Below are 12,643 nucleotides of genomic sequence, written 5' to 3' on the forward strand. Positions count from 1 at the left end.
TTCGTATCGCCGCCCCCGTGGCGACGGGCCCTGTCCGAGGGAGGATCCTACTGGCGTACGGGGTCACCGGAGGGCGGTAGGGTGGCGCGACGCGTGTAAGCATTCGCTAACGACCGCAAGGAAACGGCCAGTTCGGGCGAGGCGCGGGACCGCGCACCCGGGAACCGTTCCGCGGAACCACGAGGGGGAGCAACAGGTGACCACGACGGTCCGAACGGCAGCCACCGGACACGGCGGGCCGGGACCCGGAGCCCCGGCCGGCAGCGGAACCGGCTTCTGCCGGATCACGGTCGTCGCACCCGACGGCCGCGTCGACGTGGCACTGCCCGAGGACATCGCCGTCGCCGACCTGTACCCGGAGATCCTCCGGCTGTCGGGACAGAGCCCCGACCGGGGCGCCCCGGTCGGCTACCACCTGGTGCGCCGCGACGGCACCGTCCTCGACGGCGGACGCACCCTGGCCGGGCAGCGGATCCTTGACGGGGAACTGCTCTCCCTGCGCCCCTTCTCCGAGTCCCTGCCGCCCGCCGTCTTCGACGACGTGTCCGACGCCGTCGCCACCGCCGTCGCCCGGGACCGCACCCTCTGGGGCGACGGCCTCACCCGCGCGGCAGGGCTCCTCGGCGGGTCGGTCCTGCTGGTCCTGCTGGGTTTCGTGCTGTGGACCTCCGACGCCCGGCACGACACGCACGGCCTGCCCGGCGTCCTCGCCGCCGTCGTCGCCCTGCTCGCCCTCGCCCTGGCCTGCGTACGCGCACGGGTCTACGACGACCCGGGATCGTGCACGGCCCTGGGGGTCGGCGCGCTCGCGAACGCGGCGGTCGCCGGCGCCGGACTGCTGCCGCTCGCCGCGGGTCAGGGCATCGGCCGGCTCCAGTTCCTGCTCGCCTGCGCCGCCGTGCTGGTGGCGGCGGTGATCCTCATGATCGCCGCCCCCGGCGGGGACGGCGTCTTCGTCGCGTTCGTGTTCGCCGCCGCCATCGGCCTGCTGGTCACCTTCGCCGCGATCACGACCGGCATGGAGCCCGCCGAGACCGCCGCGGTGTGCGCCCCGCTCTCCGTGGGCGTCCTCGCCTTCCTGCCCGGCCTCTCCACCCGCTTCGCCCGCCTCCCCATCGGCTTCGAACCGCCCCGCACCACCGTCGGTGACCACGGGACGTCCGAACCGGCGGCATCGGGCCCGGTCGACGCCGACCGCATCGCCGCCCGCGCGCGGCGCGGCCACGAACTGCTCGTCGGTCTGGTCGGCGGCTGCGCCCTGGTGGCCGTGGGCGCCGCGGCCGTCCTGGGATTCTCGGACAACACCTGGGCCCGGCTGCTGGCACTCGCCACCGGGGTCGCCATGCTGATGCGCTCCCACCTGTTCCGCTACACGGCCCAGGTCGGCTGCGCCCTGGCGGCGGGCCTCGGCTCGCTCGTCCTCCTGGGCCTCGGTCTGTCCCTCGACCCCCCGGCCGACCTGCTGCGCGAGGCCGCCGCGGGGGACGGCTCCGCGCTCGACATCCGTACGATCTGGCTCGCCGCGGCCGTCGCGGGCGGCGCCGCGCTGATCACCGCCGTCGGGCTGATCGTGCCGCGCAAGGGAGTCACCCCCTTCTGGGGACGCTTCCTGGAGATCGCCGAGACGTTCGTGCTGCTGACCCTGATCCCGCTGTGCCTCGCGGTCTTCGACCTCTACCGTTCGATCCGGTCCCTCACCGGCTGATCCGCCCCGCCGCACCCGTCGCCCGGACCGGCTCCGCCGGGCTGGTACGCTGTGTGACGGCCGTTTGTGTACGCGCTTCCGGATCATCCTGGGATCTGCGCTCATCGGACCTTCGCCTCCGAGTCATGGAAGCTCCTCTGCGATCAGGATCAGAGGCACTCGTGGGCGCATCGAACATCAAAGAGGAGTACGCGTGCCGCTCGACGCCGCTACGAAGAAGCAGATCATGTCCGAGTTCGCCCAGAAGGAAGGCGACACCGGCTCCCCCGAGGTCCAGGTCGCGATGCTCTCCCGTCGCATCTCGGACCTGACCGAGCACCTCAAGGTCCACAAGCACGACCACCACTCCCGTCGTGGTCTGCTGATCCTGGTCGGCCAGCGTCGCCGCCTGCTGCAGTACCTGGCCAAGAAGGACATCCAGCGCTTCCGTGCCCTGGTCGACCGCCTCGGCATCCGCCGCGGTGCGGCCGGCGGCGCCAAGTAAGACGCCGTGAAGGGAGCGGTTCCCACCACTGAGGGGACCGCTCCCTTTGCTGTACGTACGATTGTGCGTATGCGCGCATGCACGGGAAGTGACGGATCTCCGTACGACCGGCATGCCAAGCTGAGCCGAATCTCAGTAACCTGGTCGGAGAACGACCTGAAGACGAGCGAGAAGCAGACCTCCCCGCCGCCGGTCCTCGGTAGTGGCCCCCGGACACATCGACCCGGGTGCTTCGATCGAAGACCGGCCCGCCGATGGAGGGCTTCTCCGCTACCGTCCCCCGCCACACGGGCGTGGGGGCGCGAAGACGATATGTAACGGAGAAAACGCTAGTGGAGAACGAGACCCACTACGCCGAGGCCGTCATCGACAACGGCACCTTCGGCACCCGCACCATCCGCTTCGAGACGGGCCGCCTGGCCAAGCAGGCCGCCGGCTCCGCCGTCGCGTACCTGGACGACGACACCATGGTGCTGTCGGCCACCACCGCCTCCAAGAAGCCCAAGGACCAGCTCGACTTCTTCCCCCTCACGGTGGACGTCGAGGAGCGGCAGTACGCCGCCGGCAAGATCCCCGGCTCCTTCTTCCGTCGTGAGGGCCGCCCCTCCGAGGACGCGATCCTCACCTGCCGCCTGATCGACCGCCCGCTGCGCCCCTCCTTCAAGAAGGGCCTGCGCAACGAGATCCAGATCGTCGAGACGATCATGGCGCTCAACCCCGACCACCTGTACGACGTGGTCGCGATCAACGCCGCCTCCTGCTCCACGCAGCTGGCCGGCCTGCCCTTCTCCGGCCCCGTCGGCGGCACCCGTGTCGCCCTGATCAAGGGCCAGTGGGTCGCCTTCCCGACGCACACCGAGCTCGAGGACGCCGTCTTCGACATGGTCGTCGCCGGTCGCGTCCTGGAGGACGGCGACGTCGCGATCATGATGGTCGAGGCCGAGGCCACCGAGCGGACCATCCAGCTCGTCAAGGACGGCGCCGAGGCCCCGACCGAAGAGGTCGTCGCCGCCGGCCTGGAGGCCGCGAAGCCGTTCATCAAGGTCCTCTGCAAGGCCCAGTCGGACCTCGCCGCCAAGGCCGCCAAGCCCACCGGCGAGTTCCCGGTCTTCCTGGACTACCAGGACGACGTCTTCGAGGCGCTCGCCGCCGCCGTGACGTCCGAGCTGGCCCAGGCGCTCACCATCGCCGGCAAGCAGGACCGCGAGACCGAGCTCGACCGCGTCAAGGAGATCGCCGCCGAGAAGCTCCTCCCGGCCTTCGAGGGCCGCGAGAAGGAGATCTCCGCCGCGTACCGCGCGCTGACCAAGAAGCTGGTCCGCGAGCGCGTCATCAAGGACAAGGTCCGCATCGACGGCCGCGGCGTCACGGACATCCGTACGCTCGCCGCCGAGGTCGAGGCCATCCCGCGGGTGCACGGTTCGGCGCTGTTCGAGCGTGGCGAGACCCAGATCCTGGGCGTCACCACCCTCAACATGCTCCGCATGGAGCAGCAGCTGGACACCCTCTCCCCGGTGACCCGCAAGCGCTACATGCACAACTACAACTTCCCGCCGTACTCCGTCGGTGAGACCGGCCGCGTGGGCTCGCCCAAGCGCCGCGAGATCGGCCACGGCGCGCTCGCCGAGCGCGCCATCGTGCCGGTGCTGCCGACGCGCGAGGAGTTCCCCTACGCGATCCGCCAGGTCTCCGAGGCGCTGGGCTCCAACGGCTCGACGTCCATGGGCTCGGTCTGCGCCTCCACCATGTCGCTGCTGAACGCCGGTGTGCCGCTCAAGGCCGCCGTCGCCGGCATCGCCATGGGCCTGATCTCCCAGGAGATCGACGGCAAGACCCACTACGTCGCCCTCACCGACATCCTCGGTGCGGAGGACGCCTTCGGCGACATGGACTTCAAGGTCGCCGGCACCAAGCAGTTCGTCACCGCGCTCCAGCTCGACACCAAGCTCGACGGCATCCCCGCCTCGGTCCTGGCCGCCGCGCTGAAGCAGGCCCGCGACGCCCGCCTCCACATCCTCGACGTGATGAACGAGGCCATCGACGTCCCGGACGAGATGTCCCCGAACGCCCCGCGGATCATCACCGTCAAGATCCCGGTGGACAAGATCGGTGAGGTCATCGGCCCCAAGGGCAAGATGATCAACCAGATCCAGGAGGACACCGGCGCCGACATCACGATCGAGGACGACGGCACCATCTACATCGGTGCCGCCGACGGACCGGCCGCCGAGGCCGCCCGCGCCACGATCAACTCGATCGCCAACCCGACCATGCCCGAGGTCGGCGAGCGCTACCTGGGTACGGTCGTCAAGACCACCACCTTCGGTGCCTTCGTCTCCCTCATGCCGGGCAAGGACGGCCTGCTGCACATCTCGCAGATCCGCAAGCTCGCCGGTGGCAAGCGCGTGGAGAACGTCGAGGACGTGCTCGGTGTCGGCACCAAGGTCCAGGTCGAGATCGCCGAGATCGACTCCCGCGGCAAGCTCTCCCTGATCCCGGTCATCGAGGGTGAAGAGGACGAGAAGAAGGACGACGCCGCCAAGTGACGTCCCGTAGTTCCGTGACGACGGCCCGTGCCTCCTCGAAGGCGCGGGCCGTCGCCCGTACCCAAACGCTTCTCAAGGGCAGCAACGGCATCGGTACGGTCCGCCGCACCGTCCTGCCCGGCGGTCTGCGGGTCGTCACCGAGACCCTGCCCTCCGTACGCTCCGCCACCTTCGGCATCTGGGTCAACGTCGGCTCGCGCGACGAGACCCCGACCCTGAACGGCGCGACGCACTACCTCGAACACCTCCTCTTCAAGGGCACCGCCAGGCGCAGCGCCCTCGACATCTCCGCCGCGATCGACGCGGTCGGCGGCGAGATGAACGCCTTCACGGCGAAGGAGTACACCTGCTACTACGCGCGGGTCCTGGACACCGACCTGCCGCTGGCCATCGACGTCGTCTGCGACATGCTGACCGGCTCGCTGATCGCCCCCGAGGACGTGGACGCCGAGCGCGGCGTCATCCTCGAGGAGATCGCGATGACGGAGGACGACCCGGGCGACTGCGTGCACGACCTGTTCGCGCACACCATGCTCGGCGACACCCCCCTCGGCCGCCCCGTCCTCGGCACCGTCGACACCATCAACGCGCTCGACCGCGGCCGGATCGCCCGCTTCTACAAGAAGCACTACGACCCCACCCATCTGGTCGTCGCAGCCGCGGGCAACATCGACCACGCCACGGTCGTGCGCCAGGTCCGCAAGGCGTTCGACCGGGCGGGCGCGCTGTCCCGCACCGACGCCGTCCCGGTCGCCCCGCGCGCCGGCTCCCGCTCCCTGCGCACCGCGGGCCGGGTGGAGCTGCTGAACCGCAAGACCGAACAGGCCCACGTCGTCCTCGGCGTGCCCGGCCTGGCCCGCACCGACGACCGGCGCTGGGCCCTCGGGGTGCTCAGCACGGCCCTCGGCGGAGGCATGAGCTCACGCCTCTTCCAGGAGGTACGGGAGAAGCGCGGCCTCGCCTACAGCGTCTACTCGTACACCTCGGGCTTCGCCGACTGCGGCCTGTTCGGCGTGTACGCGGGCTGCCGGCCCAGCCAGGTCCACGACGTCCTCAAGATCTGCCGGGACGAACTCGACCGGGTAGCGTCCGAAGGACTGAGCGACGAGGAGATCGGCCGCGCCATCGGCCAGCTCTCCGGCTCCACGGTCCTCGGCCTGGAGGACACCGGAGCGCTGATGAACCGCATCGGCAAGAGCGAACTGTGCTGGGGCGACCAGATGTCGGTCGACGACATGCTGGCCCGGATGGCGCAGGTCACTCCCGACGACGTGCGCGAGGTCGCGGGCGAGGTCCTCGGACACCGCCCCTCGCTCTCCGTCATCGGCCCGCTCAAGGACAAGCAGGCCGACCGCCTCGACGAAGCGGTCTCCTGACCCCCACCCGTAAGGAAGCAGAGCAATGAGCAAGCTGCGCGTGGCCGTTCTCGGCGCCCAGGGCCGCATCGGGTCCGAGGCGGTACGAGCCGTCGAGACCGCCGACGACATGGAGCTGGTGGCCGCCCTCGGCCGCGGGGACAAGCTGGAGACCCTCGCGGAATCCGACGCCCAGGTCGCTGTCGAGCTCACCACCCCCGCATCGGTGATGGGCAACCTCGACTTCTGCGTCCGGCACGGCATCCACGCCGTCGTCGGCACCACGGGCTGGACCGACGAACGGCTCGCGCAGCTGAACACCTGGCTCTCCGGCTCCCCGGAGACCGGTGTGCTCATCGCGCCGAACTTCTCCATCGGCGCCGTCCTCACCATGAAGTTCGCGGAACGGGCCGCCCGCTACTTCGAGTCCGTCGAGGTCGTCGAACTGCACCATCCCAACAAGGTCGACGCCCCCTCGGGCACCGCCACCCGCACCGCGCAGCTGATCGCCGAGGCCCGTCGGAAGGCCGGCCTCGGCGACCAGCCGGACGCCACCACCACAGCCCTGGACGGCGCCCGAGGCGCGGACGTCGACGGCGTCCCGGTGCACGCGGTACGACTCCGGGGCCTGCTCGCCCACCAGGAGGTGCTGCTCGGCGGCGAGGGCGAGACGCTCACCATCCGCCACGACTCGCTGCACCACAGCAGCTTCATGCCGGGCATCCTGCTCGGCGTCCGCCGCGTGGTGACCACTCCCGGCCTCACGTTCGGCCTGGAAAACTTCCTCGACCTGAACTGACTGAGCCCTGCCATGCGCGCAAAGATCACTTACTTCGTCACCGCCGCCGTCCTGGTCTTCTACTTCGTCCTGGTCGGCAGCCGCGGCGTGATGCTCATCGAGCACGGCACCCTGCTGACGGTCGCCTTCGGGGTCGCGGTGCTGATCCTGCCGGTGATCGGGGTCTGGTTCCTCTGGAAGAACACCCAGTTCGTGGCGCGGGCCAACGCGCTGGCGGCGGAACTCGACGCGGAGGGCGGCCTGCCGGTCGACGAGCTGGTCCGGACGCCGTCCGGCCGGATCGACCGCGACTCGGCCGACGCCGTCTTCACCCGCCGCCGCGAGGAGACCGAGGACGCCCCGGACGACTGGCGCTGCTGGTTCCGCCTGGCCGTCGCGTACCAGGACGCCAGGGACACCCCGCGGGCCCGTAAGGCCATGCAGCGGGCGATCGCCCTGCACGCCGGATCCGCCGGGACCGGCACGTCCTGACCGGCGTTCCGGCCGACCCCGACCCCGACCCTGGCCCCGGGCCCGGGCCCGGCCGCACCGTGGACGCGGAGCGGATGCGAAAAGACCGAAGCCGTCCGGAGAACAGTTCCCGGACGGCTTCGGCCTCGGTACACCCCCGTGTCAGACCCGGCGGTACTCGTCCCCCCACGCCTCCAGGGTGTCCGCCGCCCGGTCGAATGCCTCTTCCCGGGTCAGGAAGTCCGCGTTGTTGTCGGTGAGCAGCGGTTCCACCGACCCGCCCCCCTGACGCACGAGGATCAGCGCCTGACCCTGCACCGTGCGCGGGAACCCGAGCCACCGCACCGGCTGCTGCACCGTGCGGATCGCGGTGATCCGGTTCCACGGCACGGTCGTCGTCGAGAGGAAACCCACCCGGCGCACGCCGTGCCGGCTCACCCAGGCACCCATCCGGAGCAGCCGCAGGGCACAGGCGATGATCGCGAGAGCCACCCCCAGGCACACGACGGTGCCCGGCAGCGCCCCGGCGAACGCGATGATCATCCCGGCCAGCAGCACGAAGGACGCGAGCAGCAACAGGCCCGCTCCGGCCGCGACCCGCCAGGGGCCGGGACGGTACGGGCGCCGCCAACTGTCGTGGTCGTCGAACGGAAGCGCGGTGTCCTCAGCGCTCGCGTCAAACGCGCGGTCGGCCGTCAGGAAGGGCAGGGGCACGACTGATCCTCACTCACAAGCACGCTCGATTGCTGTGCCCGGTGAGGCTACCGAGGAGGCCATGACCCGACCACCCCAGGGGGCCCGTACGGGTCAGCGCCCGTCGGAGGCCTCGGTCTGCTCGGCGTGCGAGGGGCTCTGGGCGGGGCTGAGCGCGGGCAGGCCGAGGATCAGCGAGCCGACCAGACCGGCGACGATCGTCAGCCCGACGAGGGACCGGCCGGCCAGCTGGGAGACGCTGGCGCGCTCCCGCGGGGGCGGGGTGACATTGCTGCGGAATCGGTCGGCCTCGGCCACGAACGAGAACGGGACGGATTCACGCCGGCGGAACATGAGGAAGCTCTCCTTGAACTCTGTTTCGGATGCTGCTACTGAGTCAGACGCACGAAAGACCCGATCGGTGCCCCGAATCGCCGAATTCGTCGAAGAAATCCCCTGACGGACCTTCCGGTCCTGCTTGTCGGTGGCGGCCCGTAGAGTGGGCGCCGCCCGAGCGACGCAACTGGAAGGACCCCGCCGGTGACCGAGACCCCCGAGCCCGCAAAGCCCAGCTTCCGCAGCGACGTCACCGTCGAGCTGGTGAAACACGCGGCGGGCGACTCCGACGTCCTGTTCGCCGCCCGCGTGTCCACGGCCGGCGAGCAGTCCCTGGAGGAGGTCACCAAGGACCCCGAGCGTTCCAGGGGCCTCATCAACTTCCTGATGCGCGACCGGCACGGCAGCCCGTTCGAGCACAACTCGATGACCTTCTTCATCAGCGCCCCGATCTTCGTGTTCCGCGAGTTCATGCGGCACCGCGTCGGCTGGTCGTACAACGAGGAGTCGGGCCGCTACCGGGAGCTCCAGCCGGTCTTCTACGTCCCGGACGCGTCCCGCAAGCTGGTCCAGCAGGGCCGCCCCGGCAAGTACGAGTTCGTCGAGGGCACCCCGGCCCAGCAGGAGCTCACCGGCCGCGTCATGGAGGACTCGTACCGCCGGGCGTACGAGGCGTACCAGGAGATGCTCGACGCGGGGGTGGCCCGTGAGGTGGCCCGCTCGGTGCTTCCCGTCGGCCTCTTCTCCTCGATGTACGCCACGTGCAACGCCCGCTCGCTGATGCACTTCCTCGGCCTGCGCACCCAGCACGAGCTGGCGAAGGTGCCGTCCTTCCCGCAGCGGGAGATCGAGATGGTCGGCCAGCAGATGGAGGAGCACTGGGCCCGGCTGATGCCGCTCACCCATGCAGCCTTCAACAAAAACGGACGCGTCGCCCCGTAAGCGGTGTCCGTATTGCGACGTTTCGTGAAGTTCATCTAGGCTGATCAAACGGACCCGGCACTGCTTGAACCCCCGAGCAGGCAGTGCCGGGCTCCTATCGCTTGTCCCCCCGAGGGGGCATTGGGCGCTGAGCAGCGAGTAGCGTGTTACCCATGGCTCCGATCTCCACTCCGCAGACCCCCTTCGGGAGGGTCCTCACCGCCATGGTCACGCCCTTCACGGCGGACGGCGCACTCGACCTCGACGGCGCCCAGCGGCTCGCCGCCCACCTGGTGGACGCAGGCAATGACGGCCTGATCGTCAACGGCACCACCGGCGAGTCCCCGACCACCAGCGACGCGGAGAAAGACCAGCTCGTACGGGCGGTACTGGAAGCCGTGGGAGACCGGGCCCACATCGTCGCCGGCATCGGCACCAACGACACCCGGCACAGCGTCGAACTCGCCCGCGCGGCCGAAAGTGCCGGCGCCCACGGCCTCCTCGCGGTGACGCCGTACTACAACAAGCCGCCGCAGGAGGGCCTCTTCCGCCACTTCACGGCCATCGCGGACGCCACCGGCCTGCCGGTGATGCTCTACGACATCCCCGGCCGCAGCGGTGTACCGATCAACACCGAGACGATGGTCCGCCTCGCCGAGCACCCGCGCATCGTCGCCAACAAGGACGCCAAGGGCGACCTCGGCCGCGCGAGCTGGGCGATCTCCCGCTCCGGACTCGCCTGGTACTCCGGCGACGACATGCTGAACCTGCCGCTGCTCTCGGTCGGCGCAGTCGGCTTCGTCTCCGTCGTCGGCCACGTCGTCACCCCCGACCTGCGCGCCCTCATCGAGGCATACCTCGGCGGCGACGTCCAGAAGGCCACGGAGATCCACCAGAAGCTCCTGCCCGTCTTCACCGGCATGTTCCGCACCCAGGGCGTGATCACGACCAAGGCCGCGCTGGCTCTCCAGGGCCTCCCCGCAGGCCCGCTGCGCCTCCCCCTGGTCGAGCTCACCGAGCAGGAAACGGCCCAGCTCAAGATCGATCTCGCGGCCGGCGGGGTAGAGCTCTAAATACAGACTTCACAACTGAATACGCGAAGAACACTCGCAAGAGCGAAAAAACAGACAACAGCAAGTGCACGAATGACATGCGCGCCACGTGCCCAAGCGGTACGTGGCGCGCGTGGTAAGGAGAGTCTTTTGAGTCATCCGCACCCCGAACTCGGCACCCCGCCGAAGCTCCCGAAGGGCGGCCTCCGCGTCACCCCGCTCGGCGGCCTCGGTGAAATCGGCCGCAATATGACGGTCTTCGAATACGGCGGCCGCCTGCTCATCGTCGACTGCGGAGTCCTCTTCCCCGAGGAGGAGCAGCCCGGGATCGACCTGATCCTGCCGGACTTCACCACGATCCGGGACCGTCTCGACGACATCGAGGGCATCGTCCTCACGCACGGCCACGAGGACCACATCGGTGGCGTCCCGTACCTGCTGCGCCTGAAGCCGGACATCCCTCTCATCGGTTCCAAGCTGACCCTCGCGCTGATCGAGGCGAAGCTTCAGGAGCACCGCATCCGTCCGTACACCCTTGAGGTCGAGGAGGGGCAGCGCGAGCGCATCGGCGTCTTCGACTGCGAATTCATCGCGGTCAACCACTCCATCCCGGACGCCCTCGCGGTCGCCATCCGCACCCCCGCGGGCCTGGCCGTCGCCACCGGCGACTTCAAGATGGACCAGCTCCCGCTGGACGGCCGCCTCACCGACCTGCACGCTTTCGCCCGGCTGAGCGAGGAGGGCATCGACCTCCTCCTCGCCGACTCGACGAACGCGGAGGTCCCCGGCTTCGTACCGCCCGAGCGGGACATCTCCAACGTCCTGCGCACGGTCTTCGCCAATGCGCAGAAGCGCATCATCGTGGCGAGCTTCGCCAGCCACGTGCACCGCATCCAGCAGATCCTCGACGCGGCGCACGAGTACGGCCGCCGGGTGGCCTTCGTGGGCCGGTCGATGGTCCGGAACATGGGCATCGCCCGTGATCTCGGCTATCTGAACGTCCCCGCGGGGCTGATCGTCGACGTCAAGACCCTCGACGACCTGCCGGACGACGAGGTCGTGCTGGTCTGCACGGGTTCCCAGGGCGAGCCGATGGCGGCCCTGTCCCGCATGGCCAACCGCGACCACCAGATCCGGATCGTCCAGGGCGACACGGTGATCCTGGCGTCGTCCCTGATCCCGGGCAACGAGAACGCGGTCTACCGCGTGATCAACGGCCTGACCCGCTGGGGCGCCAACGTCGTCCACAAGGGCAACGCCAAGGTCCACGTCTCGGGCCACGCCTCGGCCGGCGAGCTGCTGTACTTCTACAACATCTGCAAGCCGAAGAACCTGATGCCGGTCCACGGCGAATGGCGCCACCTGCGGGCCAACGCCGAACTGGGCGCGCTCACCGGCGTGCCGAAGGACCACATCGTCATCGCCGAGGACGGCGTCGTCGTCGACCTCGTCGACGGCCGGGCCAAGATCGTCGGCAAGGTCCAGGCGGGTTACGTCTACGTCGACGGCCTCTCGGTCGGCGATGTCACCGAGACCTCGCTCAAGGACCGCCGGATCCTCGGCGAAGAGGGCATCATCTCCGTCTTCATCGTGGTCGACAGCACCTCTGGCAAGATCACGGGCGGTCCGGACATCCACGCCCGCGGCTCCGGCATCGACGACTCGGCGTTCGTCTCCGTCGTGCCGAAGATCGAGGAAGCGATCAACAGGTCCGCCCAGGACGGTGTGCTGGAGCCCCACCAGGTCCAGCAGCTGGTCCGCCGCACGGTGGGCAAGTGGGTTTCCGACACCTACCGCCGGCGTCCGATGATCCTTCCGGTCGTCGTCGAGGTCTGACCCGGGCAGCGCGAACTCCGGAGCGGGGCCCCCGATTTGCATCGGGGGCCCCGCTCCAGTACGTTTACGGCTCCGCCTGACCGGGAAGCGCCGCGCACAGCCGTGTGCTGCGAGCGTGCCGGAGGAGGCGGAAAATCCGACTCAGAACTTCTGATAAAGTCGGGCCTGCCGAAAGGCAAAAGACCACTTCGACGGTCACCGAGAATTCGGAATCCGGTCCGGAAACGGAACGGGAAAAGGTTCTGGTAGAGTCGGAACCGCCGGAAAGGGAAAACGCGGAAGCGGAGGACCTGGAAGGCGAATCCCGCTGACCGGGAATCGGGTCCGAAAGGATCTGATAGAGTCGGAAACGCAAGACCGGAGGGAAAAGCCCGGAGGAAAGCCCGAGAGGGTGAGTACAAAGGAAGCGTCCGTTCCTTGAGAACTCAACAGCGTGCCAAAAGTCAACGCCAGATATGTTGATACC

Annotated in this window: 11 protein-coding genes; 9 read left to right on the forward strand and 2 right to left on the reverse strand. The window is 69.4% G+C overall.

Going from position 1 to position 12,643, the window contains the following annotated elements:
* Positions 1–196 precede the first annotated feature (196 nt).
* The 6 genes from eccD (at position 197) to EAO76_RS33270 (ending at position 7,360) form a co-directional block, all read left to right on the forward strand.
* The gene (eccD, locus tag EAO76_RS33245) at positions 197–1,705 is read left to right on the forward strand and encodes a type VII secretion integral membrane protein EccD (protein ID WP_148839709.1); all 1,509 of its coding nucleotides are present in this window, start codon (positions 197–199) and stop codon (positions 1,703–1,705) included.
* Between the two features lie 193 nt (positions 1,706–1,898).
* Complete coding sequence (rpsO, locus tag EAO76_RS33250; RefSeq protein WP_093548425.1) at positions 1,899–2,189, forward strand: 30S ribosomal protein S15; 291 nt, start codon at positions 1,899–1,901, stop codon at positions 2,187–2,189.
* Between the two features lie 332 nt (positions 2,190–2,521).
* The gene (locus EAO76_RS33255) at positions 2,522–4,735 is read left to right on the forward strand and encodes a polyribonucleotide nucleotidyltransferase (RefSeq protein ID WP_148839711.1); all 2,214 of its coding nucleotides are present in this window, start codon (positions 2,522–2,524) and stop codon (positions 4,733–4,735) included.
* Positions 4,732–6,111, forward strand: a complete 1,380-nt coding sequence (locus EAO76_RS33260) for a pitrilysin family protein (protein ID WP_148839713.1) — start codon at positions 4,732–4,734, stop codon at positions 6,109–6,111. The genes EAO76_RS33255 and EAO76_RS33260 overlap by 4 nt, the downstream gene beginning before the upstream one ends.
* A gap of 25 nt (positions 6,112–6,136) precedes the next feature.
* Positions 6,137–6,889 carry a 4-hydroxy-tetrahydrodipicolinate reductase gene (gene dapB, locus EAO76_RS33265; protein WP_148839715.1) on the forward strand — a complete coding sequence of 251 codons (753 nt, stop codon included), beginning with the start codon at positions 6,137–6,139 and terminating at the stop codon, positions 6,887–6,889.
* Between the two features lie 12 nt (positions 6,890–6,901).
* Positions 6,902–7,360, forward strand: a complete 459-nt coding sequence (locus EAO76_RS33270; protein WP_148839716.1) for a tetratricopeptide repeat protein — start codon at positions 6,902–6,904, stop codon at positions 7,358–7,360.
* A 141-nt stretch (positions 7,361–7,501) separates the two neighbouring features.
* Here EAO76_RS33270 and EAO76_RS33275 read toward each other — a convergent pair whose 3' ends face one another.
* On the reverse strand, positions 7,502–8,053 hold the full coding sequence (locus tag EAO76_RS33275; protein WP_148839718.1) for a hypothetical protein: 552 nt from the start codon (positions 8,051–8,053) through the stop codon (positions 7,502–7,504).
* 93 nt (positions 8,054–8,146) lie between these two features.
* Positions 8,147–8,386, reverse strand: coding sequence for a hypothetical protein (locus EAO76_RS33280; protein WP_148839719.1), 240 nt, complete (start codon positions 8,384–8,386; stop codon positions 8,147–8,149).
* Between the two features lie 186 nt (positions 8,387–8,572).
* On the opposite strand from EAO76_RS33280, the gene thyX reads away from it, so the two are divergent.
* The 3 genes from thyX to EAO76_RS33295 all read left to right on the forward strand — a co-directional run bounded on the left by thyX (position 8,573) and on the right by EAO76_RS33295 (position 12,177).
* Positions 8,573–9,310 carry an FAD-dependent thymidylate synthase gene (gene thyX, locus EAO76_RS33285; protein WP_148839721.1) on the forward strand — a complete coding sequence of 246 codons (738 nt, stop codon included), beginning with the start codon at positions 8,573–8,575 and terminating at the stop codon, positions 9,308–9,310.
* Positions 9,311–9,462: 152 nt separating this feature from the next.
* Entirely contained in the window at positions 9,463–10,362 is a 900-nt protein-coding gene (gene dapA, locus EAO76_RS33290; protein ID WP_148839723.1) for a 4-hydroxy-tetrahydrodipicolinate synthase, read from the forward strand.
* 129 nt (positions 10,363–10,491) lie between these two features.
* On the forward strand, positions 10,492–12,177 hold the full coding sequence (locus tag EAO76_RS33295; protein ID WP_148839725.1) for a ribonuclease J: 1,686 nt from the start codon (positions 10,492–10,494) through the stop codon (positions 12,175–12,177).
* Positions 12,178–12,643 lie beyond the last annotated feature (466 nt).

This window comes from Streptomyces sp. sk2.1, assembly GCF_008120935.1.
In the GTDB taxonomy this organism is placed as follows: Bacteria; Actinomycetota; Actinomycetes; order Streptomycetales; family Streptomycetaceae; genus Streptomyces.

Bases quoted from the DNA above. Each gene is read 5' to 3' on its own strand.
- dapB (WP_148839715.1), top strand. From the start codon at position 6,137: ATGAGCAAGCTGCGCGTGGCCGTTCTCGGCGCCCAGGGCCGCATCGGG.
- EAO76_RS33270 (WP_148839716.1), top strand. From the start codon at position 6,902: ATGCGCGCAAAGATCACTTACTTCGTCACCGCCGCCGTCCTGGTCTTC.
- EAO76_RS33280 (WP_148839719.1), bottom strand. From the start codon at position 8,386: ATGTTCCGCCGGCGTGAATCCGTCCCGTTCTCGTTCGTGGCCGAGGCC.
- dapA (WP_148839723.1), top strand. From the start codon at position 9,463: ATGGCTCCGATCTCCACTCCGCAGACCCCCTTCGGGAGGGTCCTCACC.